Source organism: Sphingobacterium hungaricum (genome assembly GCF_015210005.1).
Taxonomy (GTDB): Bacteria; Bacteroidota; Bacteroidia; order Sphingobacteriales; family Sphingobacteriaceae; genus Sphingobacterium; species Sphingobacterium hungaricum.
The window spans coordinates 1,658,472-1,682,994 of record NZ_MU158698.1 but is presented as its reverse complement, the minus strand read 5'-3'; the positions used below and the strand labels follow the sequence as shown (position 1 = coordinate 1,682,994).

Genomic DNA, 24,523 nt, shown 5'->3' with positions numbered 1-24,523 from the left:
TAGAAACAATTGACTTTCACAGAAAAAGGCACGAAATCTCGTGCCTTAATACCTTTTTATTTTTTTACTTGTTTTCCTCTTCGAAAACAATGCCTTCATCGACTAAAATCCTTCCGCAGTGTTCGCAGATAATGATTTTTTTGCGTTGACGAATTTCTGACTGCAATTGAGCAGGGATTTTATTGTGGCATCCAGAACAACTATCTCTATCAATAGAAACAATAGCTAATCCGTTGCGGAACGATCCACGTAATTTTCCACTAACTTTCAATAAGCGGTCATCAATATTTTTCTCAGCAGAAGCTGCTTTTTTCAAAAGCGCATCTTCCTCTTTTTGCGTTTCAGCAGTGATGGTGTCTAATTCACCTTTCTTAACTGCCAATTCACCTTTAGAAAAATCCAAGTTTTTTTCTGTGTCTTCGTAAGCTTCTGTTTTGTTTTTGATTTCAAACTCAGCTTCTTTGATACGTTTTTCACAGACTTGAATTTCTAAACCTTGAATTTCAATTTCCTTAGAGATAGCATCGTATTCACGATTGTTTTTCACTTCGTTCAATTGCGCTTCATATTTCTTAATAGCTACTTGCGCATCTTTAATCATATTCTTGCGTTTCACGATTGAATCTTCCAGGTCGTCTAATTCCGTTCTGATTTTTTCAATACGCGTGTCAAGGCCTGCGATTTCATCTTCTAAATCGGCCACCTCAATAGGTAATTCACCGCGTACCTGGCGAATTTTGTCTATTTTTGTATGGATCGTTTGCAACGTCCATAATGCTTTTAATTTTTCTTCTACAGTTTGTTCCATTTAACAATAGTATTTAATGGGATTTGTGTCTATTTCCGTCAATAGGACAGCAAAGGTAGCAAATTTTTTCTGAATTATATCCAACAATAATTCTTGTGTAAATTGTTCACTTTCAAAATGTCCGATATCTGCGATGATCAGTTCGTCTTCAGCATCGAAAAACTCATGGTATTTGTAATCTGCCGTGATAAATACATCAGCCCCAGAGCGTTTCGCATCGGCGAGCAAGAATCCTCCAGCACCGCCACAAATAGCGACGCGTTCGATTTTAGTATCAATCAATTTTGTGTGGCGGATGCAGTTCAATTTTAAACCATCCTTAATGTATGCGAGAAAATCTGTTGGTGACAATGGCGTTGCCAAATTCCCAATAATTCCAGCTCCGATGGAAGCAATTGAATTTTCCAATGTGACAATCTGATACGAAACTTCTTCGTAAGGATGCGCAGCAAACATCGCCAATAAAATCTCTCTTTCTCGGATCCCCGAATAGACAACTTCAATTTTCGTTTCTTCGACACGCTCCTGTTCTCCAATTTGTCCAATCGTTGGATTTGCTCCGGCTAAAGGCCTGAATGTTCCGTAGCCGGCACTGTTAAAACTGCATTCATCGTAATCACCGATGCTTCCGGCTCCCGCTTCAAACAACGCTTCGCGAACTTCTTCAACCGAAGCACGCGGAACATAGACTACTAATTTCTTAAGCTGATTTTTTTTAGGAGATAAAATTGCCGTATTGATCAAACCCAATTTTTCGGCTATTTTAGAATTAACGCCTCCGAAAACATTATCCAGATTGGTATGAATGGCATACAGCGCAATGTTGTTCTTAATCGCTTTAATAACCGTGCGTTCAACGTAGTTTTTATTGTTGAACTTTTTTAATCCTTTGAAAACGATAGGGTGGTGGGAAATAATTAGGTCACAGCCTTTTGCGATTGCTTCATCCACAACGGCTTCGGTGCAATCCAATGAAATTAATGCTTTTTGGATTTCATCATTTGGATCTCCAACCAGCAGTCCTGAATTATCATAACTTTCCTGATATGCTAAAGGCGCAATACTTTCTAAATACTGTGTTAGTTCTTTAATCTTCATTGTTCTTTGTTTCCTCCTTCCATTTATTATGTTCTATTAATAAGATCCGGCATTGGTTAATCCTAAACCAATAGGTGACAAAATTTATGAAACTGATTGTGCGTAAAAATATAATCCAAAATGGTGGAAATGGAATATAGCACAACAAATTTGTTATGGAATAAAGAAATCCATCCCGATGTGTCGGATTTTCTTCAGCTTCAATCTTTCTGTCAAAAAATTCATTTGTCAGCGAATCAGATAGCCTTCTGGCCACTTGGAAATTCCAATAAATATTAAATAAAGGAATTGCGACAAACCAAGCTTGGTTTGGAAGAATGCATCGATTTTCTTCTGCGATCAAATTTAATGTTTTGCGTATGGTGTTCGCAAATAAAAGCCATAATGTCATTTGCACAACAAATATGATAATCACTAAAACCTGAAATTCTGCTATAATATCCTCCGACATGGTTTCTATATTACGTAATATTTATTCCTTATGCAAAAAGTAAAAAAATCGTTGGCTTTTTATGAAGGTCAATCTCTTTATTTTTCCATTTAGAAACGGGAAGACTTAGTATGAATTCTTCTTTGGAGGTTAAGTTTGACGCTACGCAAATTTTTGTTTGCGGTTTGCAAGAACGGATCAATTCGGCCAAAAGCTGGTTGTTGCGGAAAGGTGTTTCGATAAAGATTTGTGTCTGCTTATCCCTCGATGAAATCGCTTCCAATTCTTTCACTCTTTTTGTGCGCTCCGCTTTGTCAATAGGCAAGTAGCCATGAAATGAAAATCTCTGCCCGTTGAATCCTGAAGCCATCAATGCCAATAGAATGGAGCTAGGTCCAACTAAAGGGATGACTTGAATTCCTTTTTTGTGAGCATCAGCAACAATATCTGCTCCCGGATCGGCAACACCCGGACAGCCGGCTTCCGACATCAGTCCGATATCTTTCCCCTTCATTGCTGCTGCTAGAAAATCCACCTTATTTTCCTTGCTTCGAATATGTTTTCCATAATCGTGAATAATCAATTCACTTTGCGGTCTCTTTAATCCCGATTGCTTTAAAAATTTCCGTGCTGTTTTTTCATTCTCCACAATATACTCATCCAATTGATTGATAAGCTCATAATGAAAATGAGTAAATGAAGCGTCTGCCGCTTCTTCTGCCAAAGGAACTGGTATTAGATATAGTTTTCCTAAACTCATGCTCAAAAGTAAGGTAATTTCTTGTTTTTTCTCAGTCAAATATTGTTGCGCTGGGTTAATAGATTTGTTTGTTCCTATAGAAGGATTGGATTAAAAATTTAATTCGCTCGATTTTGATAAAAACTTGTCTTAAATGATAAAATTTTTATCTTTGATAAAAAGAAAACAAATGACTACTCAAATCACTGAAGGTGTAAAAGTTTCAGTAGAAGCGACCTACCAATCTGAATACTCTAATCCGGAGAATAAACATTTTATGTTTGCTTATCGGATTACGATTGAAAATTTAAGTCATTTTACCGTACAGCTACTCAATAGGCATTGGGATATTTTTGACACCATTGGCGAATACAAACAGGTCGATGGCGAAGGTGTCGTTGGCGTACAGCCGATTTTAAATCCCGGTGAAATCCATCAATATACTTCTGGTTGCAACCTAAAATCCGATATGGGTTACATGGAAGGATTTTACGAAATGAAAAATCACCTGACGGGAGAGACGTTTATGGTCGATATTCCGCGCTTCACACTAGAAGCTGCGTACTTATTAAATTAGCAGATTTTGTAATTTAAGCGTAGTATAATCTGGTGTTTATCTTTATCTAACGAATATTCTTTATTTTTGCCTAATTAAAGGTATGAGAGAGATGACCACAGCGGCTTTGGTATTGGGTGCAAGTGGGATGATTGGTTTACAAGTCGTCCGGCAATTGCTCGATAATCCCGCCTACCATAAAGTGTATGCTGTTTCTAGAAAAAAAATAGCCTTGGAGCATCCTAAACTGGAACAGCTCTTGGCAGATTTTGATTCTATAAATGCACTTATTGAAAATCTGCAGGTTGACCATCTTTACTCTTGCCTAGGTTCTACGCAAAAGAAAACTCCTGATAAAGCTGTCTATTATCAAATCGATCATGATTATCCAGTAAAAGTTGCTTCCATCTTAAAAGATAATGGATGCCAGGTTGTTGCTCTTGTTTCTAGTATGGGAGCTGACGAACATTCCAAAAACTTTTATTTGCGGATGAAAGGGGAGACAGAGCGCGACTTGACCAAAGTTGGAATCCCATCAACGCTCCTGTTTCGCCCATCCTTATTAATCGGCGAACGAAATGAAAATAGACTGGCAGAAGATATTTTTTCTTTTTTGTTTAAAGGAATCAATTTGCTTCTTTGGGGACCATTAAAAAATTACACAAGCATACAAGGAAAAGATGTTGCTAGCGCAATGATACATGCGAGTCTCAAAAATCCTCAAGGTGTACACATTTATAAAACATCGACAATTAAAGAATTAGCGTGAGCATACTTTCAACAGAACAAATAGGTCATTCATTCAATGACAAATGGTTATTTAAAGGTCTTCATTTTGGATTGCAAAAAGGAGACAGGGTTGCATTGGTCGGAATCAATGGAACGGGTAAATCGACGCTTTTAAAATTATTAGCAGAACAATTTTTGCCAACAGAAGGAAAGGTTGTTAAAGAACGAGGAATCCGCATTGGTTTCCTTCCTCAAGAACCTAGCTTCAAAGATTTAAAGTCTATCAACGACTTTATCTATTCTGCGGATAACGAACAACAACAATTAATTCGCGCTTATGAAGAATTGTTGCTTCATGAACCAGTTGACCAGAATAAATTGGCAATTCTTGTCGATAAGATGTCTGAGATGGAAGCTTGGGATTATGAATACAACATTAAGACAATTCTTAATCGTTTGAATATCAATGATTTCGAACAAGAAATCGAAAGTTTATCCGGTGGTCAGAAAAAGCGATTGGCATTAGCCAAATTATTGATTGACGAACCAGATGTTTATATTTTAGATGAGCCGACGAATCATTTGGACGTAGAAACGATTGAATGGTTAGAAAAGCTATTGACCACAGGTCAAAAAACAGTTTTGTTTGTAACACACGACCGTTACTTTTTGGATACAATCTGTACCGAAATTAGAGAATTGGATCGTGGCGAATTATTTAGTTATAAAGGAAATTACAGTTACTTTTTAGAGAACAAAGCTGCTCGCGAAAACATCAACTCGTTGATGGCGGATAAAGCGCGCAACTTGATGAAAAAGGAATTAGAATGGATGCGACGAATGCCGAAAGCTCGTGGTACAAAATCCAAATCTCGCATAGAAGCTTTCTATGATTTAGAGAAGAAATCGCAGCACATTAAAAAGAATGATGTCGTTGAGCTAAGCGTCAAAGTCAGTCGCCAAGGAGCGAAGATTGCTGAGCTAGATCATGTCTATAAAACTTACGGAGCGAAGAACGTAATCGCCGATTTTTCATACGTTTTCAAAAAAGGAGATCGCATAGGATTAGCTGGTAAAAACGGGACAGGAAAATCTACGTTTTTAAATTTAGTCACTGGAAACGAGAAGCCAGATTCAGGAACAATTTCGATTGGAGAGACAACCGTTTTCGGATATTACCGTCAAGGTGGTTTGACATTCAGTGACAACGAACGTGTCATGGATGTGGTTAAAAATGTTGCCGAATTTATCACGATGGCAAACGGCGATGTACTTACCGCTTCCCAATTATTGACCCTGTTTTTATTCCCGCCTGAAAAACAATACGGGATGATCCGTAACTTGAGTGGGGGAGAAAAAAAGCGCTTGCAACTGATGCGCGTATTGATGGCAAACCCAAATTTTTTAATTCTGGATGAGCCTTCCAATGATTTGGATATTGATACGCTGAATGTCTTGGAAGAATTTTTGATGAGCTATTCCGGTGTGTTGGTTTTGGTTTCCCATGATAGGTATTTGGTCGATAAATTGACAGAACAATTATTCATTTTTAATGGCGAAGGGGATGTCACAATTTACAATGGAAACTATGCCGATTATAAAATCGAACAAGAAGAATTAGCGAAAAAAGAAAAATCAGCTCCAGCTCCCGTTGTTGTAGAAAAGAAAGTTGAACCTTCTGTCAAAACAAAATTGAGCTACAAAGAGCAGCGGGAGTACGAAGAATTGGAACAGGATATTGCGGATAGGGAAAACAAGATTATTCAAAAAAGCGAAGCTTTAAATTCAGAAACAGACCATCAAAAACTGATTGAATTGTCTGAAGAAATAGAAAAGCTAAAAGGCGAGCTGGATTCAAAAACGGAGCGTTGGTTATTATTATCAGAATTAATTTAATGTTTCACGTGGAACAAAAACCAAAACGTTCCACGTGGAACAGTACGAAAATATATGTTTAAGAAATATAATGTCATTGTGGTGGGCGCTGGGCATGCGGGCTGTGAAGCAGCGGCAGCGGCAGCAAACATGGGTTCATCGGTTTTATTAATCACGATGAACATGGGAGTGATTGCACAAATGAGTTGCAATCCGGCGATTGGAGGTGTGGCAAAAGGCCAAATCGTTCGCGAAATTGACGCTATGGGTGGATACACCGGAATCATCGCAGACAAGTCAACTATTCAGTTCAGAATGCTGAACCGTTCGAAAGGACCTGCAATGTGGAGCCCAAGAACACAGAATGACCGCATGCGTTTCGCAGAAGAATGGCGTCTAACTTTAGAAAGCATTTCCAACCTGGACATGTGGCAAGATACCGTCAAAGAAGTTTTAGTGGAGAATGGAAAAGCTTGTGGTGTCATTACTTCATTGGGAGCACGCATAGAATCGGATGCCGTAGTCTTGACTAATGGAACTTTTTTAAATGGTACTATTCATATTGGAGAAAAGAAATTTGGTGGTGGCAGAACAGGAGAGAAGGCAGCAACTGGATTAACAGAACAATTGGTTTCCCTAGGTTTCGAATCAGGAAGAATGAAGACAGGAACTCCGCCGCGTGTGGACGGAAGAAGCTTGAATTATTCCTTGATGGAAGAACAGTGGGGCGACGAAAAAAGAGGACGCTTTTCTTACACGGATGTTGAGATTCCACAGGAACAACGGTGCTGTTGGATTACGTATACGAACTCGGCCGTTCATGAAGTATTGAAGACGGGCTTTGAAAAATCACCAATGTTTACCGGAAGGATTAAAGGTTTAGGCCCTCGCTATTGTCCATCCATAGAAGATAAAATCAATCGTTTTGCAGAACGTGACCGTCATCAAATATTCGTAGAACCAGAAGGATTTAAAACAGTAGAAATTTATGTAAATGGTTTTTCTACTTCGCTTCCTGAGGATGTACAATTAAAGGCAATGCAATTAATTCCGGGATTTGAAAAAGCAAAAATGTACCGTCCAGGATATGCGATAGAATACGATTATTTTCCACCAATGCAATTGGATTTAACCTTGGAAACATTGCGCGTAAAACACCTATTTTTTGCAGGACAGATTAACGGAACGACAGGGTATGAAGAAGCCGCGGCACAAGGTTTTGTAGCAGGGGTTAATGCACATCAACGCATCAATGATCAACATGAACTAATCTTGAAAAGAGCGGAATCATACATCGGCGTTTTAATAGATGACTTAGTAACCAAAGGAACCGACGAACCTTATCGGATGTTCACTTCACGAGCGGAACATCGCTTGCTGTTGAGACAAGATAATGCTGATATCCGCTTGACTCCAATGGCTCATGAATTAGGTTTAGTATCTGATGAACGCTTAGAAAAAGTGAATCAGAAAATAAGAAATTCAGATGAGATTGTTTCATACCTGAGAAAGAACAGCATTTCTGAAACTGAAATTAATCCGATTCTCCAAGAACTTGGTTCATCCGAAGTTAATCAGAAAACAAAGTTATATGCTATATTGAGCAGACCTCAAATTGGAATTTTTGATTTAGCAAAAGCAAATACCGAATTTAAGAATCTATTAAATCAATTCGACGAAGAAACAATCGAGCAAGCGGAGATCAAAGTAAAATACGATAGCTATTTTCAGAAAGAACTGGAAATTGTCAACCGGATGAAAAAAATGGAAGACAGAGAAATCAATCCTGAATTCGATTACAAATCCATCGTTTCCTTATCGATTGAAGCAAAAGAAAAATTACTGAAAGTAAAACCTAGAACTTTAGGCCAAGCTTCACGGATTTCTGGAGTCTCTCCTTCAGATATCAGTGTTTTGATGGTTCATATGAGTTAATTAATTGAAATACAATTAATTAGGTAATATAAAAATTGGGTTAAAATAAAGAGATTTAAGCGCATATTTTAAAATATATGATACAACTATTAAAAAAAGATAAAAATAGCTCAAAAGCGCTAAAAACGTGCTTATCGCAAAGACTAGTTCTTTTAGCCTTTTTCGCATTAATTTTTTTAACTTGTATTCAATGTGCAAACATGCAAAAGCCAACCGGCGGTCCTAAAGATTCGTTGCCACCAAAAATTTTGAATGAGTCGCCGGCGAACTTGACAACAAATTTTAAAGAGAAAGAAATTACGATTACTTTCGACGAGTACGTAAAAATCAGTAACCAATTTAAGGAATTTAGTATTTCTCCCGATGTGGACATCCAACCCGAATATCGCATCAAGAAAAAAAATCTAATTATCAAACTTCCGGATTCGCTGGACAACAACAGCACCTACACAATTAATTTTGGAAAAGGATTGGTCGACTATAACGAAGGCAATCCGCTTACGAATTACAGTTATGTTTTTGCGACCGGAAATGAATTGGATTCTTTGGTCATTACCGGCTCGGTGATGAATGGGTATACGAAAGAATTTAAATACGATAAGGATAAAGATGTCAATGTCGTTTTAATCCCTACATCACAAGACAGTATTTTCGGAAAAAGAAAAGCTAGTATTTACACAACCGTGGATTCATTGGGAAAATTCTCGTTCAGAAACCTAAGAGAAAATACATATAGAATCTATGCAATCAAAGAACAGAATAACGACCGCATCTTTAACGGTACTGATGAGTGGATCGGTTTTCTGCAAGATAGTATTGTGCTCGACCAAAATGTAAACAACATCAAGTTGGTTTATACCAAAGGTCAGCCATTAGTTTTTAGAAACCTGGACAAAAAAGTTGAAAAAGATGGATCTGCTTTGCTTACCTACAATAAAACTTTAGACGATCCTCAATTAACCATTTTATCTCCAGCAGAATTAGATGCTTCAAAATTTGTCCGTTATAGCGAGGCTAATGATTCCGCATTTGTATACGTTGATAACATCGAGTTTGACTCTCTAAAATTTCAAGTGAATGACGGTAATGACGTTCTAGATACCATTCTTTTGCGCAAGCCAAGAAATCTAAAAATAGACCGTTCCCTTTTGCCTGTATTAAATATCAGCAACAAAGTAGATCGCATAAAACACATCACTTTAACCACTAAAACACCTTTAGCTTCCGTTGATAAGGCAAAAGTCTTAATTATGGAAGACAGCGTATCCAGACGTAATTTTCAATTGCAGCAGGATTCATTAAACAGTAATCTTTACCATATCCGCTTCAATTGGCGCCCTAAACGGAATTACGAATTGGTATTGGAAGAAGGTGCATTAAAGAGTCCGTTTGACGATACAAACAAGGAGTTTAAGGCGAGTTTCACCTTAGATGAATCCGATAACTACGGCGACATTAATTTGACTCTAACGGGCTTAGATGCTGATAAGCAATACATCATTGAATTGATTGATGAAACGAAAGAAAAGCTTTTCAATCGAAGCGTAATTCCAGATAATAGAATTGTGAGTTACGTAAAATATCCTGGAGGAAAATATTCATTACGAATTATTGAAGACTTGAATCGAAATGGCAAATGGGATGCTGGAGATGTTTATGAAAAACGAGAACCTGAAAATATTTGGTACTTGGATAAAACATTCACCATTCGAGCTAACTGGGAGCAGAATGAGACTATCGCAATAAAATTTGATTGATTTTACAATTTATTTATAATTAACTATATTTATATATAAAGTATACATCTAATAATAAACAGATTAGGTCAATTATAAATTTGTTATGGGTAAATCTCTTAATGAATATGCTCAAACCTCTTTAAAAGAGTACATAGAGAAAATAGAAAATAATTTGAATGCAGATGTACTGGTCTATTACGGCCCATTTGTTGAAGGATTGCAAAACAGTTTTGCAAGAATAGTAGAAGAGCTTGCATCAGATCCAAATAAAAAAAGTAGCATTTTTATTGTATTAACCACTACAGGCGGAAGCGCAGAAGTCGTAGAGAGATACGTAAATATCTTAAGACACCATTATGATGAAGTAAATTTTATTGTACCTGACTACGCATATAGTGCCGGCACTATCTTTTGCATGAGTGGAGATAATATTTATATGGATTATCTCTCCATTTTAGGCCCTATTGACCCGCAGGTAATTAACAAAGATGGCAAATTTGTTGCCGCATTAGGATATCTTGATAAAATAAACGATTTACTTGAAAAAGCAAGAGATGGTTCTATATCAGATTCTGAATTTCTAATTTTAAGAGATTTTGATTTAGCAGAATTAAGGGGATACGAACAAGCTAAAGACCTAACAATAGCCTTATTAAAAAAATGGTTGGTAAAATATAAGTTTAAAAATTGGACTGTCCATAGAACAAATAGTTCTTTGATAGGTACAGTAGTAACAGAAAATCAAAAAGAGAAAAGAGCCACAGAAATAGCAGATGATTTGAGTAATAATAACAAATGGAAATCACACGCTAGACCAATAAATATCCACGATTTAAAAGAGTTGAAATTAGAAATTGAAGATTATTCTAATAAAACAGAATTAAGAGATTTAATAAGAGATTATTATGAACTTATGGATGATTATGTTAGAATAAATCAAACCAAAATATTTATAAACACAAGGAACTTTATATAAAATAATATGGGAAAAACTTATGATGATGTCAAGGCTATAAAAGATGCTCCATCAAAATTAAATTCATTGACAAAAGCCAATGATAGATACAATGAAATGGTAAAATCGGGTAAAATTGTTAAGAGAGGCAACAATATACTTACATTAAATGAACAAATATCAAAAATCAAATTAAAATACTCAATTTGATACCTCTTATTTTACTTCTCCGTAAACCAACCGCTGTACTTTACATAGTTATGCGGCAATTGCTGTAACATTCCCAATTGTTCATCGGTCAAAGGCTTGATTTTTTTTGCTGGAATTCCGGCATATAGAAAACCAGATTCACATACCGTATTTTCCAGAACAACAGCTCCAGCTGCAATAATCACATTGCTCTCAATAACTGCATTATCCATCACGATAGAACCCATTCCCAACAAAACATAATCATGGACGATGCATCCGTGAACAATCGAATTATGCCCGATATTCACGTAATTTCCTATTGTCGTTCCATTCTTTAAATAAGTACAATGAATAGTCACATTGTCTTGAATATTCGTATAATCACCAATCTTAATAAAGTTGACATCGCCACGAATGACCGCATTGAACCAAACAGAACAGTTCTTGCCTATAACCACATCACCAACAATGGTGCAATTCGGAGCAATAAAAACTGCATCATCAATACTTGGATATTTATCTTCTACAGGTAAAATGGTAGGCATAAGGTCTAATTAAATAATCGTATCTTCTAATAATTCGCTGTGCGAAGGGTAATCCGTTGTGTAATGCAGTCCTCTTGATTCCTTACGTAACGTGGCTGACTTAACAACCAAATAAGCAACTTGAATCACATTTCGCAATTCACATAATTTTACGGAAAGTTTAGTGTTTTTATAAAAATCTTCAGTCTCCTCATAGATGAAACCAAGCCTACGCATAGCGCGGTCTAACCTAAAATCAGAACGCACAATTCCAACATAGTCGCTCATTAATTTTTGTGTTTCTCTTAAATTATGCGTCACTAAGATTTCTTCATTCAATAATATCGTATCTGAATCGTCCCAATCTGGGATGCTTTCTTGGTACTGAATCTTTTCAAACTTAGATTTAGCGTCTAAAAATATGCGATGTGCGTACACAGCAGCTTCCAATAGTGAGTTTGAAGCTAGTCTATTTGCTCCATGCAATCCTGTAGAAGAACATTCGCCACAGGCGTAAAGATTATTGATGCTTGTATTTCCAAAATCATCGACCATAATTCCGCCACATAGATAATGTGCAGCTGGAGAAACAGGAATATAATCCTTTGTCATGTCCAATCCAATCGACAAACACTTTTCATAAATATTAGGAAAATGAGCCAATAAGTCGGCTTTGTTTTTATGTGTTATATCCAAATACACATAATCAATTCCGGACTTTTTCATTTCGCTATCGATCGCTCGAGCAACAATATCGCGCGGTGCTAATGAAGCGCGTTCATCATACTCCTCCATAAACGATTCGCCATTTACACGGCGCAAAATACCGCCAAAGCCACGAACCGCTTCAGATATTAAAAAGGCAGGATATTCTCTTGGATTATATAAGGCTGTTGGATGAAATTGGAAAAATTCCATATTTCTAACTTTTCCTTTTGCGCGATAGACCATTGCAATTCCATCCCCAGTTGCAATAGTTGGATTCGTTGTACTCGAATAAATATGTCCTGCACCTCCGGAAGCCATTAATGTCACTTTAGCCAAAAACTTTTCAATCAGATTGGTTTTCGTATTCAGTGCATAAATACCGTAACAGGTAATATCTGTAGAACGTTTATCCACAAATTCACCTAAATGATGTTGGGTGATTAAATCAACTGCAAAATAATGGGTTAATATTTCAATGTTCGGATGTTCATGGATTTTCTTTAATAGCGAACGTTCTATTTCATAACCCGTTATGTCCTTATAATGCAAAATACGGTTAGCAGAATGTCCACCTTCTTTAGCTAAATCATATTCACCAGACGCTTCTTTGTCGAATGAAGTGCCATAAGCAATCAATTCTGCAATGCGGTCCGGCCCTTCTTTTACTACGTTTTCCACAACTTGTTGATCGCATAGGCCATCACCGGCAATTAACGTATCTTGAATGTGATTTTCGAAACTATCTGTATCATCAATGACTGCGGCAACTCCGCCTTGTGCATATTTGGTATTCGATTCATCTTCATTTGATTTTGTGATAATCAACACTTTACCAAAATCTGCAATCTTTAACGCAAAACTTAATCCTGCTATACCCGACCCAACGATTAAGAAATCTACTTTTCTATTGTGCATATAAACTAAACCTGGTTTCTATTCTCTGAACTGAGCAACAAATTAACAAATAATGTGGATAACCTGTGTAATGAAGTGGATTAAAAATGAAAACTATTTATTATTCCACAAATCAGCCTCGATTCAACAATTTTAGAACAATATATTAAGAGAATATTACCTACATATTAACAAAAAGTAAACCACATAAAATAAACATTAAACTATGGAAAAGAAAAGCCCTCAAAAATTAGTCTATTGAAAATCAATCATAACAGTTTCAAAAACTGTTAATAAATTGTTAACAAAATCTTTTAACTACAAAAGGCAACAAAAAAATAAATTAATTTTCCCCATTTTCCACAGGCTAATAAACAATAAGATTCTCTTTAAATAAAAACATTATATCTTATTGAAAAAAAGGAATGTGAATTTCGTTTCGATTTCTTTAGTTACTTTTGTAGTGTCAATTGGAAGATGTGTAAATCAAGAAGATTAAAATGAATACAATTTTTGAACGTGATTTAGAAGCTAAGGGATATATCGATGTAGCAATCGATCCGTCAATAGATATTGTACAAGAAATTGCCAAACTTAAGAAAGAAAAGAATGCAGTTATCTTAGCACATTATTATCAAGAATCTGAAATTCAAGATATTGCGGATTATATTGGCGATAGTTTAGGATTGTCACAGCAAGCAGCTAAAACAGAGGCTGATATCATCGTTTTCGCTGGAGTTCATTTTATGGCCGAAACAGCAAAAATTTTATCTCCTTCGAAAAAAGTATTGTTGCCCGATTTAAAAGCTGGCTGTTCTCTTTCCGACAGCTGTCCACCTCACCTATTTGCGAAATTCAAAGAAAATTATCCAGATCACTTAGTAATCACCTATGTGAATTGCACAGCTGAATTGAAAGCACTTTCGGATATTGTCTGTACTTCTTCCAATGCGGTTCAGATTGTAAACGATTTGCCTAAAGACCAAAAAATAATCTTTGGTCCTGACCGTAATTTAGGAGCTTATGTCATGAAGAAAACCGGTCGCGATATGGTGCTGTGGAATGGAGCATGCATGGTTCATGAAATATTTTCTCAAGATCGTATAGCACAGTTAAGAGCAGCATATCCTGAAGCTAAATTTATAGCACATCCTGAATGTGAAGAACATATTTTAGCGCAGGCAGATTACATCGGATCCACTTCAGGAATGTTAAAATACACGATTGAAAATGAAGCTCAATCATTTATTGTGGCAACAGAATCCGGTATTTTACATCAAATGCAAAAATCAAGTCCTACAAAGACTTTTATTGCGGCTCCGCCGAATAACTTATGCGCCTGCAACGATTGTCCGCATATGAAATTAAATACGTTAGAGAAGCTTTACAACGCTTTGTACTACGAAATGCCAGAAATTGATTTGCCAATGGAAGTCATTCAGCGGGCACAAAAACCAATTGAGCGCATGTTAGAAATATCAGCTCGTCTGGGATTATAAACGAAAAGAAATGTTTGATAACAAAGAGAAAACGAATTTAGACGAATTGGGTGAATTCGGATTAATAAAACACTTAACAGAATCCATCGAATTAACCGAGAAATCTACTGTAAAAGGCATTGGAGACGATGCTGCTGTATTGGATTTTTCGAATAAAAAAACGCTGATTTCTACGGATTTATTATTAGAAAATATTCATTTTGATTTGCGGTATGTTCCCTTAAAACACTTGGGTTACAAAGCAGTTCAAGTCAATCTGAGCGATATTTATGCGATGAATGGAATTGCTTCGCAAATTACTTTTTCGATTGGTCTTTCTTCCAAATTTCCATTAGAGGCAGTAGAAGAAATTTACGAAGGCGCATTGATTGCCTGCAAAAAATACAATGTAGATTTGATTGGTGGCGATACTTCGGCTTCTGCACAAGGATTGGTGATTTCTGTTACCAGTATAGGCTACGCAGACGAAGAAGCGATAACGTACCGTTCTGGAGCGAAAGAAGGTGATTTGTTATGTGTTTCAGGTGATTTGGGCGGAGCTTATGTAGGTTTACAATTATTGGAACGCGAAAAGCAAATCTTTTTAGAAAATCCAAACATCAAACCTGATTTAGAAGGCAAAGATTACATTGTTGAAAGACAATTAAAACCAGAAGCTAGAAAGGATATCGTCGAACTTTTTGAAGCATATGGCATTAAACCAAATGCGATGATTGATGTTTCGGACGGATTGGCATCTGAAATCATCCATATTTGCCAGGCATCGAATGTAGGTTGCAAACTGTATGAGGAAAAAATTCCTTTGGATCCGATGACTTATGAAACCGCTCGTGAATTTGGTCTTGATCCTACCGTTTGTGCATTGAATGGCGGAGAAGATTACGAATTGCTATTTACCGTTCCGCAATCGGACTACGATAAAATTAAAAATCAGCTCGATATTTCCATTATTGGATACATTACTGAACCTAACGAAGGGTATCAGATGATCGCTAAATCTGGATCTGTTCATCCATTAAAAGCCCAGGGCTGGAAAGCTTTTTAGAAAATATTGATTGCCAAAAAGGCTGTTCAAATTACTGAACAGCCTTTATCCACCTACACATAAACATAAAACTATTTTTACTTTGGCATCAATACATGATCAATAACATGTATTGTTCCATTTGATTGCTCTACATCCGCTATAGTTACTTTAGCGTCATTGCCTTTTGCATCTTTTACATAAATATCTTTACCTTTTAACCAGAAAGTTAGATTTTCACCTTGAACGGTTTTCATTACTGCTTTTCCTCCATTTGCCTTAATAGCAGCAAGTACATTAGCTGAAGTAAATTTTCCTGGCAAAACATGATAAGTCAATATTGAAGTAAGCAGTTTTTTATTTTCTGGTTTCACCAAATTGTCCACAGTTCCAGCCGGAAGCATGTTGAAAGCTTCATTTGTTGGAGCAAGCACTGTAAATGGGCCCTTCGAAGAAAGTGTTTCCACTAAACCAGCGGCCTTTACTGCTGCTACAAGCGTTGTATGATCTTTGGAATTCACGGCATTCTCCACAATATTTTTTGATGGATACATTTGTGCACCGCCTACTGTAACTGTTTTTTCTGCAGAATTTTTCTGCGCCATTGCTACATTTCCAAAAAACATAGAAGTAGCTAATAATCCGAGTGTAAATAATTTTGTTGTCGTTTTCATATATTTCCTTGTTGTTTATAGTAATTACGAAAGAATGTTCTAACTGGATTTGTAATCGAACAATATTTTTATAAAATACTTTAAAATCTAAGCTTATATGAAGTAATATAATTGAGATAATCAATGAATTAATAAAACCAATTTTCTATATTTGGGACACTAATTACATACTACTTGAGCCCGATTCACTTTATAGAAGAAGAAACATTGATTACTTTATTGAAAAATAAGGATCAAAGGGCTTTTAATTACCTCTACGATAACTATTCTGGCGCATTGTATGGTTTGGCGCTGCGAATAGTAAAAAGCAAAGAATATACGGACGAAGTTATTCAAAATGTTTTCGTAAAAATTTGGAACAATGCTAATTCATACAATGCTGATAAAGGCAAATTATATACTTGGATTATCAATATTACGCGAAATACGGCCATTGATTACATGCGATCAAAAGGTGTACAAAATGAACTCAAAAACCAATCGCTTCCAAATTTCGTAGATGTAGATAATAAGGAAAAACATAATTTTACTATTTTAGAATCTGTTGATCATATCGGATTCAAAAACGTCCTAAATGAATTGAAATCCGAATGGAAACAACTGATTGAAATGGCTTATTTTGAAGGATATACGCAACAGGAAATTGCCGTAAAATTAGATATTCCTTTAGGAACTGTAAAAACTAGAACGCGAAATGCGTTAATTGAATTAAAAGAGATACTTAAAGAATATAAGTAAACGTGAATATTAAAGAATACATATCGTCAGGCGTTATTGAAGCTTATGTACTAGGACTTGCTACTGAAGAAGAAGCAAGTATCCTGCAGTGCATTCGCAAAAATAACAGCGAGGTTGAGCAGGCTATTCTTGATGCACAGCTTATCCTTGAAGATTTTTCGACAGCGCAAGCAGTAGCTCCGCCTGTTGAACTAAAAGATGCTATTTGGAGTCAATTGAACCAACAGCCTGTTGATACAACAACAGATAGTTCATTTGGTTTTGATGAGAATGAAAAAGAAGCAAAAGTTGTTCCTATGACCAAGAAAACAACTGATTGGAAAAAATTGGCGATCGCCGCTTCTGTCCTTTTTGTAGCAAGTTTTGGTACAACAATATATTTCCAAAACAAGAGCAAAGAGAATCAAACAGAGTTAAATGCACTCGTAGCAGAAAATAAAGCTACTGCACAATCTCTTGATCAATTAAAAGAGAAATGGAGCTTATTGCAAAATCCGGATCTGAAAACCATCACGTTAGCAGGCGTTGAACAACATCCTGATTTGAAAGCGCATGTTTTCTGGAATACAAAAACTTCCGAAGTTTATCTAAGCAGCGAAAATTTACCGAAAGTTCCTGACGGAATGCAGTATCAGCTGTGGGCAATTGTCGACGGTACACCAGTAGATGCAGGTGTATTTGATTTGACTGATTCCGAAGGAATAAGCAAAATGTTAAAAATTGAGAAGGCCCAAGCCTTTGCAATCACCCTTGAGAAAGCTGGCGGAAACCCAACTCCGACGCTTACTCAATTGTATGTAATGGGTAATATTTAATTACAATTCTTCCTATTTTTCTTAAAGAATCTCTATTGCAATAGATAATATTATTATGCAAAAAAAGATCTGCTCATTTCTGAACAGATCTATTGAAAAAGGGTGATTTTTAACTTAACGTGAGTTCGGTTTAAGCAGCAAGGAATAATTGTTTATCTTGTTGCTCAAACTGAATATTTAAAGAAGGCTTTTTAGGGAAAAAAGAGTATGCCGCTAAAGCTCCTAAAATATTCAACAAGAAGTTGTTTACCGAGCGATGTCTTGTGTGCTGCAATTTGCAAATATTCTTAAGTTCATCATTCACGCACTCGATGATCGCTCTTTTTCTGAGCATAATTTTATCAGTTTGGCTTAGGTTCATTCCCTTCATATTTTTTCTTGGCTTTGTTACCATTTGGACCCCATTTCCCCAAAGGATATCTGCCATTGCTTTAGAAATATAGCCTTTGTCTCCATACAGTTTTCCGAAAATATCTTTGGTCATATCCATCATATGTTTTAGATTTCTGTCGTCTACATTGCCCTTAGTAAGGTAAAATGAAAGAATATCCCCTTTGTCATTGATTATCAGATGAAGCTTGAAGCCATAAAACCAACCAATTGAACATTGTCCACGCTCGGCTACATCTTTAAAAACTTTATGCTGATGGATCCTTCTGTTATGGCACACTTTGATGTGCGTTGAATCAATGAAATTGATGCCATTGCTTTTTCCCAAACAGCGCATTTTTACAAATAACATAAACAGCATGGCACATCGGGGCTGCAGTTCTACAAAACGGTTATAAGTTGTTAGGCCGGGAAACAGATCTTTCATATGCGGCAAAGCATAATGTACATAAAAAGACTTCAGATTGGTGAACTGACCGTTATGGAACAGTACCATAAGGCTGATCATTTCGCTTTGACAAAGTCCAGTTTTACGGTTGCGCATACCTAATTTTTTGTCCTCGATTCGCTTTTCTTCCAAAATTGGCTGAATTTCTTTACAGAAATCATCCACCTTAACGAAAATTTCAATAACTTTATCTCTAAGCATGGGCTTGATTTATAATTGTAATAATTTGGTTGTCAACTAATTATATACAAAAATCAAGCCTTTTTTGTCTAAAACCCCAACTATTTTAAACTTTTTCTTATCCCGAACTCACGTTAACTTAACAAAAATTTATACAATAAATAATTTTGCAATGTTTAAAACATCTGGAGCAGCTAATGCTTCATCAAATGATTGCGTTGCAGCATTTGTTGATATCTTGCCCCCGACCCCATTTAATGAAGTAATATCAACTTCCGCTTGGATTTTATTGTCCTCGCCCATATAAACTGCATCTACCGCAGCGCCGATTCCGCTATCATTTGCGCCCGTAATCCAAGGCTTTTGATTTGCGGCAGCTCCACCTCTAGCTCTACGCATTTGGCGAATATGCGAAGCATGTCTTGCCTCTACGGAATGGATTTGTAAAGCAGCGGTCAGTACGACCTGATTGCCTTTCAAAATTCCAGCTTGTCCTTTATAAGCACGCACGCCTGTGTCTTCGAAAGCTTGAGCTAGAGCAAGAAACGTATCGTAGTTGCTAAAAACGTCTGCAAAAGTTCCTTTTGCTGTAAAATCGAATGTGGGTTTAGATACTGCGTTGTTACCTAACACGCTTTTCAAAAAATTCACGTGAGCAACTTCATGGTCTCTGATCGTTGCAATTGCACCCGCTGGTTTTCCTGAAGGAACTAATCCTGAAGCAGCAGCGCCCAATGTGTAATATTCAGCCTCCAAATATTCTAATGTTAAGGCATAATTTAATACACCGTTCACATCGGTTGGAGCAGACTGGCTGTACGCTTTTTTAAATAAATCACTGATAACAAAAGGCATAGCTGCCAATGTTACTTTTTTGCCGAATGAAGCCATGTTGCGTATTGCTTCACGTCTTGGGCTTACTCGCTCGTTGAATTCTGGATCAACTTGAGCAATCGTATCGAATATATTAAATAAATTCATAGCTGTTAAATTAGTAGGTTGGTAAATCTTTTACATCGATTTTCGACTTGATGAATGGCGCTGCCGCTTGAAGAACCAGCGTAGGGCTTTTGGAAACATCCAAACCATTGCTGTCGATTACTTCAGAATTTGCAAAACTTCCATTATCGATCAAATCACGAACTAAAGCAGCATGTCTTGCTTCAACAGAAACAATTTTTCCTGCCAATAATAGATAAGCTTCATTTTTAATTAGCCATCCTGCTCCATTATAAGCAGAAACACCTAAATCTTCAAATGTTTTGGCTGTCGCCAATACCGTATCTCTACTAGAAAAATTAACTGCTGAGAAATTGAATTCAAGTTGGCTAATTGCATTTTTACCTAAAGCTGTTTTGAAGAATTCGCGATGCGCGATTTCGTGATCACGAATATCGGTCAAATATGCTTTTTCCAAATCGGAAGCTCCTGTGTAAAATGAATTAGCTACTTGCGTATAAAAGGCAGCTTCAAGCTGTTCCAATGCGTAGGCATAATTTAAAATAGCGATATCACCACTACCAAAATAAAAAGCGTTTCCGCCATTATCTATAGGGTCATCGTTTTTATCACAAGCTCCCAAACTAAGCACGGCAATACCCGCAGCGCTAGCGCCTGCATATTTTAAGAAGTCTCTTCTTCTCAACCGGCCATTATCAAGCATGTTGTCTTGCTCAATTTCAGCTGGATTTTTTTTGGATAGATTTTCCATAAAAGAATGATTAATGTTTATAATTCTTGTGTTTAGAATTATCTACGAAAAACTCTTTTGAATGGATTTCTAAAAGTAGAACTAAATTATAATAGTCTGTAAATAAATAGTTTAAAATGTGTTTTTTAAAATTACGTCTGAATAACTCCAACATTATACCGCTCCGTAATCGGACTGTGGTTTGCCGCTTCGATTCCCATGGAGATTACTTTGCGCGTTTCTTTGGGGTCAATGATTCCATCCACCCATAAACGTGCGGCAGCATAATACGGGCTTAGTTGCTCGTTATAGCGGTCTTCGATTGTTTTTAGTAAAATATTTTCTTCATCAGGAGTCAATGAAGTTCCTTTTGCTTTTAAAGCCGATTCCTGAATTTGCAATAAAGTCTTTCCTGCGGCCGCGCCACTCATTACAGCAAGCTGTGATGTTGGCCAAGCATAAATTAAACGAGGATCGTATGCTTTCCCGCACATCGCGTAATTGCCTGCCCCATAACTATTGCCAACAATAAAGGTGAACTTAGGAACAACGGAATTAGCCATTGCATTGACCATTTTTGCGCCATCTTTAATAATTCCGCCATGCTCTGAACGGCTCCCTACCATAAAACCGCTAACGTCCTGAAAAAATACCAACGGAATTTTTTGCTGGTTGCAGTTCATAATAAAGCGAGCAGCCTTATCCGCCGAATCGGAATAGATTACACCGCCCATTTGCAGTTCAGTCGAATTCCCTGGTTTTTTGGCTTTCACGATTTCGCGCTGATTCGCAACAATTCCTACCGCCCAACCATCTATTCTCGCCAGCGTACAGATAATAGTCTTGCCATAATCCTTTTTGTACTCCTCCATGGAATCATCATCCACGATGCATTTGATGATTTCAAGCATGTTGTAAGGTTTCGTACGGTCACTTGGCAGAATATCATAGATTTTTTCTGCTGGATAGCTTGGTTTTACGGCTTTAATTCTTGAAAATTTTGCTGTTTCATTTTCGCCAAATTTGTCGATTACATTTTTTATAGCATCTAAACAGCTTGCATCATTTGGATATTTGTTGTCAGTCACACCTGAAATCTCTGTATGTGTCTTCGCGCCGCCTAAAGTTTCATTGTCAATCACTTCGCCGATGGATGATTTCACCAAATAAGATCCCGCAAGAAAGACAGAACCTGTTCCTTCCACTATAAATGCATAATCTGACATAATCGGAAGGTATGCGCCCCCGGCTACACAGCTACCCATAATGGCCGAAATCTGCGGAATGCCCATAGACGACATTTTTGCATTGTTTCTAAAAATACGCCCGAAATGTTCTTTGTCTGGAAAAATTTCATCTTGCATCGGCAAATACACGCCCGCAGAATCCACTAAATAGATGATCGGAATGCGATTTTCCATTGCGATCTCTTGAGCGCGAAGATTCTTCTTTGCCGCTATCGGAAACCAAGCTCCGGCTTTCACCGTTGCATCATTCGAGACAACGATGCAAATACGCCCTTTTACATAACCCATAACGATGGCGACGCCTCCATTTGGACAGCCTCCCTCTTCTTGATACAACCCTTCACCAGCGAACATACCAATTTCAATGTAATCAGAGTGTTCATCCAAAAGATAAAATATACGTTCCCAAGCCGTCATTTTTCCTTTTTCTTTATGCTTTTCAATTCGCTTCAAACCGCCTCCTAATTTTAGGTCTGCTTGTTTTTTTTGTAAATTGGCAATTAATTCTTGTATCATGTAGATTTGATAATTTGTTAATTTGACGGGTTAAAAATACGTTAATTTTGTAATTAATTTAATTTTGATGATATATCTTTTTATATATTTGAAAAATTAAAGAACCAACAATAAATTTTTATGATACAAGATATGTTTAATGCCGAGGAAAAGCAAATGGAAATGATTCGTGAAAGTGCTAGAGGCTTTGCTGAAACCTATATTCGTCCTCATATAATGGAATGGGATGAGAAACAGATTTTCCCTGTTGAATTATTCAAAAAATTAGGAGAATATGGATTTATGGGAATTATTGTGCCTGAAAAATACAATGGTTCCGGATTAAGCTATCAAGAATACATCACAATTTTGGACGAGATATCTAAAGTCTGCGGTTCAATCGGGCTATCCGTTGCGGCCCACAATTCTTTATGTACCAATCATATTCTGTCCTTCGCTAACGAAGAGCAAAAGCAAAAGTATTTGCCTAAATTAGCTACTGGAGAATGGCTTGGTGCTTGGGGTTTGACCGAGACAGGTTCGGGTTCGGATGCTGGCGGTCTAACAACAACAGCTGTTGAGGATGGAGATTATTATGTCTTAAACGGTTCCAAAAACTTTATTACCCATGCCATCAGTGGCGATGTTGCGGTCGTGATTACACGCACGGGCGAAAAGGGCGATAAAAAGGGAATGACAGCATTCATTATTGAAAAAGGAACACCTGGATTTTCAGCAGGTAAAAAAGAAGATAAATTGGGAATGCGCGCTTCTGAAACAGCCTGTCTGTTTTTTGATAATTGCCGGGTTCACAAGGACCAAATCGTAGGAAACGTTGGTGAGGGATTTGTTCAAGCCTTGAAATTATTGGATGGAGGACGTATTTCAATCGCTGCGCTATCTTTGGGAATCGCTCGCGGCGCTTACGAATGCGCGTTGAAATATGCGAACGAAAGAGAACAGTTCAACCAGAAAATCTTTAATTTCCAAGCGGTATCGTTTGAATTAGCAGAGATGGCTACGAAAATTGAAGCTTCTGAGTTATTGACCAGACAAGCGGGTTATTTAAAAGATGCTGGTAAAAAAGTAACCAAAGAGGGAGCGATGGCTAAGTTATTTGCTTCTGAGACGGCGGTTCAAGTATCGAATGAAAGTGTGCAGATCCATGGCGGTTATGGGTTCACGAAGGATTATCCTGCCGAGAAATTCTTTCGCGACGCGAAATTATGTACCATTGGGGAAGGAACTTCTTCGATTCAGAAAATGGTGATTGCTAGAGAAATTAGTAAAGATGTCAAATAAAAAAGAAATCGAATTGGTTGATTGTCCGCGGGATGCTATTCAAGGTATCTCGCATTTTATTTCTACAGAAAGAAAAGTGGACTATATCAATCAGTTGATTGAAAGCAATTTGCTGGATTGTATTGATTTTGGAAGTTTTGTTTCGCCTAAGGCCGTTCCTCAAATGCAAGATACAGCACTCGTAATTGATCGGCTAGATAAAAGCGAAGCGGTTAAATTATTGGCTATTGTGGCAAATGATCAAGGAGCAGAAATAGCAACCAAATTTCCAAAAATCGATTATTTAGGCTACCCTTTTTCGATTTCAGAAACCTTTCAGCAGCGAAATACAAATTCTTCGATCGAAAAATCTATAGAGACGATCAAATCAATTCAAAGCCGAGTTTCCAAAACGAATCAAGAATTAGTGGTTTATCTATCGATGGGATTTGGAAATCCGTATGGCGATTTTTGGAGCAAAGAATTGGTTTTGGATTGGATCGATGTCCTTCAAAAACAAGATGTTAAAAATTTCTCCATTGCCGACACAACAGCTGAAGCTTCTCCTGAAATCATTAAAGAGGTTTTTACGGAAGTTAGCCGAACCTTCGGAAATTTAGAAATCGGTGTCCATTTGCACAGCCGTGTGGAAAATGCACAATTGAAAATCGATGCAGCTTATGATGCGGGTTGCCGGAAATTTGAGGGTGCAATTTTAGGATATGGCGGATGTCCGTTCGCTAAAGACGAATTGGTTGGGAATATTCCGACAGAATTGCTTTTAGAGCGTTTTCAACGTGGAGAATATGCCCAGATAAGTGCGATTATGAACAGTTTTCAAGAAATGATCAAGCAGTAAA

At 37.0% G+C, this 24,523-nt stretch carries 23 protein-coding genes; 12 read left to right on the top strand and 11 right to left on the bottom strand.

The genetic code is table 11. The features are described from left to right. Positions 1-64 precede the first annotated feature (64 nt). The 4 genes from C4F49_RS10520 to C4F49_RS10505 are packed head-to-tail and all read right to left on the bottom strand — an operon-like array spanning position 65 to position 3,096. Positions 65-808 (bottom strand): zinc ribbon domain-containing protein, encoded by a 744-nt coding sequence (locus C4F49_RS10520; protein ID WP_196935806.1) that lies wholly within the window; start codon positions 806-808, stop codon positions 65-67. Further along, the gene (locus C4F49_RS10515) at positions 809-1,906 is read right to left on the bottom strand and encodes a Nif3-like dinuclear metal center hexameric protein (protein ID WP_196935805.1); all 1,098 of its coding nucleotides are present in this window, start codon (positions 1,904-1,906) and stop codon (positions 809-811) included. It abuts the gene before it with no gap. Then, positions 1,896-2,357 carry a hypothetical protein gene (locus C4F49_RS10510; RefSeq protein ID WP_196935804.1) on the bottom strand — a complete coding sequence of 154 codons (462 nt, stop codon included), beginning with the start codon at positions 2,355-2,357 and terminating at the stop codon, positions 1,896-1,898. The genes C4F49_RS10515 and C4F49_RS10510 overlap by 11 nt, the downstream gene beginning before the upstream one ends. 28 nt (positions 2,358-2,385) lie before the next feature. Continuing rightward, positions 2,386-3,096, bottom strand: a complete 711-nt coding sequence (locus tag C4F49_RS10505) for an SAM-dependent methyltransferase (RefSeq protein WP_196935803.1) — start codon at positions 3,094-3,096, stop codon at positions 2,386-2,388. A 169-nt stretch (positions 3,097-3,265) separates the two neighbouring features. Here C4F49_RS10505 and apaG point away from each other — a divergent pair, with 169 nt between their 5' ends. From apaG to C4F49_RS10475, 6 genes are all read left to right on the top strand, one after another. Continuing rightward, positions 3,266-3,652: a Co2+/Mg2+ efflux protein ApaG gene (gene apaG / locus C4F49_RS10500; protein ID WP_196935802.1), complete on the top strand. Its 387-nt coding sequence runs from the start codon at positions 3,266-3,268 to the stop codon at positions 3,650-3,652. Positions 3,653-3,734: 82 nt separating this feature from the next. Then, a complete protein-coding gene (locus C4F49_RS10495) occupies positions 3,735-4,400 on the top strand; it encodes an NAD-dependent epimerase/dehydratase family protein (RefSeq protein WP_196935801.1) in 666 nt (221 codons plus the stop codon). After that, the gene (locus C4F49_RS10490) at positions 4,397-6,256 is read left to right on the top strand and encodes an ABC-F family ATP-binding cassette domain-containing protein (RefSeq protein ID WP_196935800.1); all 1,860 of its coding nucleotides are present in this window, start codon (positions 4,397-4,399) and stop codon (positions 6,254-6,256) included. The genes C4F49_RS10495 and C4F49_RS10490 overlap by 4 nt, the downstream gene beginning before the upstream one ends. Positions 6,257-6,310: 54 nt before the next feature. Then, positions 6,311-8,170, top strand: coding sequence for a tRNA uridine-5-carboxymethylaminomethyl(34) synthesis enzyme MnmG (mnmG, locus tag C4F49_RS10485; RefSeq protein WP_196935799.1), 1,860 nt, complete (start codon positions 6,311-6,313; stop codon positions 8,168-8,170). 200 nt (positions 8,171-8,370) lie between these two features. Further along, positions 8,371-9,927, top strand: a complete 1,557-nt coding sequence (locus C4F49_RS10480) for an Ig-like domain-containing domain (protein WP_231388272.1) — start codon at positions 8,371-8,373, stop codon at positions 9,925-9,927. Positions 9,928-10,012: 85 nt separating this feature from the next. Next, entirely contained in the window at positions 10,013-10,885 is an 873-nt protein-coding gene (locus C4F49_RS10475) for an SDH family Clp fold serine proteinase (protein WP_196935797.1), read from the top strand. 200 nt (positions 10,886-11,085) lie between these two features. On the opposite strand, the gene C4F49_RS10470 is transcribed toward C4F49_RS10475, so the two are convergent. Both C4F49_RS10470 and nadB read right to left on the bottom strand, forming a co-directional pair. After that, positions 11,086-11,601 carry a gamma carbonic anhydrase family protein gene (locus tag C4F49_RS10470; RefSeq protein ID WP_196935796.1) on the bottom strand — a complete coding sequence of 172 codons (516 nt, stop codon included), beginning with the start codon at positions 11,599-11,601 and terminating at the stop codon, positions 11,086-11,088. Positions 11,602-11,610: 9 nt separating this feature from the next. Then, a complete protein-coding gene (gene nadB / locus C4F49_RS10465; RefSeq protein ID WP_196935795.1) occupies positions 11,611-13,203 on the bottom strand; it encodes an L-aspartate oxidase in 1,593 nt (530 codons plus the stop codon). Positions 13,204-13,682: 479 nt separating this feature from the next. On the opposite strand from nadB, the gene nadA reads away from it, so the two are divergent. Together nadA and thiL are read left to right on the top strand one after the other, a co-directional pair. Then, positions 13,683-14,681 (top strand): quinolinate synthase NadA, encoded by a 999-nt coding sequence (nadA, locus tag C4F49_RS10460; protein WP_196935794.1) that lies wholly within the window; start codon positions 13,683-13,685, stop codon positions 14,679-14,681. Positions 14,682-14,691: 10 nt separating this feature from the next. Then, positions 14,692-15,726, top strand: coding sequence for a thiamine-phosphate kinase (gene thiL, locus C4F49_RS10455; protein ID WP_196935793.1), 1,035 nt, complete (start codon positions 14,692-14,694; stop codon positions 15,724-15,726). Positions 15,727-15,803: 77 nt separating this feature from the next. On the opposite strand, the gene C4F49_RS10450 is transcribed toward thiL, so the two are convergent. Then, entirely contained in the window at positions 15,804-16,379 is a 576-nt protein-coding gene (locus C4F49_RS10450) for a fasciclin domain-containing protein (protein WP_196935792.1), read from the bottom strand. A gap of 174 nt (positions 16,380-16,553) precedes the next feature. Here C4F49_RS10450 and C4F49_RS10445 point away from each other — a divergent pair, with 174 nt between their 5' ends. Both C4F49_RS10445 and C4F49_RS10440 read left to right on the top strand, forming a co-directional pair. Then, positions 16,554-17,117: an RNA polymerase sigma factor gene (locus tag C4F49_RS10445; protein ID WP_196935791.1), complete on the top strand. Its 564-nt coding sequence runs from the start codon at positions 16,554-16,556 to the stop codon at positions 17,115-17,117. 2 nt (positions 17,118-17,119) lie between these two features. Then, the gene (locus C4F49_RS10440) at positions 17,120-17,932 is read left to right on the top strand and encodes an anti-sigma factor (RefSeq protein WP_196935790.1); all 813 of its coding nucleotides are present in this window, start codon (positions 17,120-17,122) and stop codon (positions 17,930-17,932) included. 130 nt (positions 17,933-18,062) lie between these two features. Here C4F49_RS10440 and C4F49_RS10435 read toward each other — a convergent pair whose 3' ends face one another. From C4F49_RS10435 to C4F49_RS10420, 4 genes are all read right to left on the bottom strand, one after another. Continuing rightward, positions 18,063-18,971, bottom strand: coding sequence for an IS982 family transposase (locus C4F49_RS10435; protein WP_196934848.1), 909 nt, complete (start codon positions 18,969-18,971; stop codon positions 18,063-18,065). 129 nt (positions 18,972-19,100) lie between these two features. Further along, on the bottom strand, positions 19,101-19,931 hold the full coding sequence (locus C4F49_RS10430) for a ferritin-like domain-containing protein (RefSeq protein WP_196935789.1): 831 nt from the start codon (positions 19,929-19,931) through the stop codon (positions 19,101-19,103). Between the two features lie 10 nt (positions 19,932-19,941). Beyond that, complete coding sequence (locus tag C4F49_RS10425; RefSeq protein WP_196935788.1) at positions 19,942-20,661, bottom strand: ferritin-like domain-containing protein; 720 nt, start codon at positions 20,659-20,661, stop codon at positions 19,942-19,944. Positions 20,662-20,792: 131 nt separating this feature from the next. After that, positions 20,793-22,403 carry an acyl-CoA carboxylase subunit beta gene (locus C4F49_RS10420; RefSeq protein ID WP_196935787.1) on the bottom strand — a complete coding sequence of 537 codons (1,611 nt, stop codon included), beginning with the start codon at positions 22,401-22,403 and terminating at the stop codon, positions 20,793-20,795. 120 nt (positions 22,404-22,523) lie between these two features. Between C4F49_RS10420 and C4F49_RS10415 the strand changes: the two genes are divergently transcribed. Next, complete coding sequence (locus C4F49_RS10415; RefSeq protein ID WP_231388271.1) at positions 22,524-23,684, top strand: acyl-CoA dehydrogenase family protein; 1,161 nt, start codon at positions 22,524-22,526, stop codon at positions 23,682-23,684. Further along, positions 23,674-24,522: a beta/alpha barrel domain-containing protein gene (locus tag C4F49_RS10410; RefSeq protein WP_196935786.1), complete on the top strand. Its 849-nt coding sequence runs from the start codon at positions 23,674-23,676 to the stop codon at positions 24,520-24,522. The genes C4F49_RS10415 and C4F49_RS10410 overlap by 11 nt, the downstream gene beginning before the upstream one ends. Position 24,523: the final 1 nt, after the last annotated feature.

What these genes read in the sequence shown, in the direction of transcription:
- C4F49_RS10520 (WP_196935806.1), bottom strand. Translation starts at nt 808, where the DNA reads ATGGAACAAACTGTAGAAGAAAAATTAAAAGCATTATGGACGTTGCAA.
- C4F49_RS10480 (WP_231388272.1), top strand. Translation starts at nt 8,371, where the DNA reads ATGCAAAAGCCAACCGGCGGTCCTAAAGATTCGTTGCCACCAAAAATT.
- C4F49_RS10475 (WP_196935797.1), top strand. Translation starts at nt 10,013, where the DNA reads ATGGGTAAATCTCTTAATGAATATGCTCAAACCTCTTTAAAAGAGTAC.
- C4F49_RS10450 (WP_196935792.1), bottom strand. Translation starts at nt 16,379, where the DNA reads ATGAAAACGACAACAAAATTATTTACACTCGGATTATTAGCTACTTCT.
- C4F49_RS10410 (WP_196935786.1), top strand. Translation starts at nt 23,674, where the DNA reads ATGTCAAATAAAAAAGAAATCGAATTGGTTGATTGTCCGCGGGATGCT.
- C4F49_RS10420 (WP_196935787.1), bottom strand. Translation starts at nt 22,403, where the DNA reads ATGATACAAGAATTAATTGCCAATTTACAAAAAAAACAAGCAGACCTA.
- C4F49_RS10435 (WP_196934848.1), bottom strand. Translation starts at nt 18,971, where the DNA reads ATGCTTAGAGATAAAGTTATTGAAATTTTCGTTAAGGTGGATGATTTC.
- nadB (WP_196935795.1), bottom strand. Translation starts at nt 13,203, where the DNA reads ATGCACAATAGAAAAGTAGATTTCTTAATCGTTGGGTCGGGTATAGCA.
- apaG (WP_196935802.1), top strand. Translation starts at nt 3,266, where the DNA reads ATGACTACTCAAATCACTGAAGGTGTAAAAGTTTCAGTAGAAGCGACC.
- C4F49_RS10495 (WP_196935801.1), top strand. Translation starts at nt 3,735, where the DNA reads ATGAGAGAGATGACCACAGCGGCTTTGGTATTGGGTGCAAGTGGGATG.
- thiL (WP_196935793.1), top strand. Translation starts at nt 14,692, where the DNA reads ATGTTTGATAACAAAGAGAAAACGAATTTAGACGAATTGGGTGAATTC.
- mnmG (WP_196935799.1), top strand. Translation starts at nt 6,311, where the DNA reads ATGTTTAAGAAATATAATGTCATTGTGGTGGGCGCTGGGCATGCGGGC.
- C4F49_RS10510 (WP_196935804.1), bottom strand. Translation starts at nt 2,357, where the DNA reads ATGTCGGAGGATATTATAGCAGAATTTCAGGTTTTAGTGATTATCATA.
- C4F49_RS10415 (WP_231388271.1), top strand. Translation starts at nt 22,524, where the DNA reads ATGATACAAGATATGTTTAATGCCGAGGAAAAGCAAATGGAAATGATT.
- C4F49_RS10430 (WP_196935789.1), bottom strand. Translation starts at nt 19,931, where the DNA reads ATGAATTTATTTAATATATTCGATACGATTGCTCAAGTTGATCCAGAA.
- C4F49_RS10505 (WP_196935803.1), bottom strand. Translation starts at nt 3,096, where the DNA reads ATGAGTTTAGGAAAACTATATCTAATACCAGTTCCTTTGGCAGAAGAA.
- C4F49_RS10515 (WP_196935805.1), bottom strand. Translation starts at nt 1,906, where the DNA reads ATGAAGATTAAAGAACTAACACAGTATTTAGAAAGTATTGCGCCTTTA.
- C4F49_RS10425 (WP_196935788.1), bottom strand. Translation starts at nt 20,661, where the DNA reads ATGGAAAATCTATCCAAAAAAAATCCAGCTGAAATTGAGCAAGACAAC.
- nadA (WP_196935794.1), top strand. Translation starts at nt 13,683, where the DNA reads ATGAATACAATTTTTGAACGTGATTTAGAAGCTAAGGGATATATCGAT.
- C4F49_RS10470 (WP_196935796.1), bottom strand. Translation starts at nt 11,601, where the DNA reads ATGCCTACCATTTTACCTGTAGAAGATAAATATCCAAGTATTGATGAT.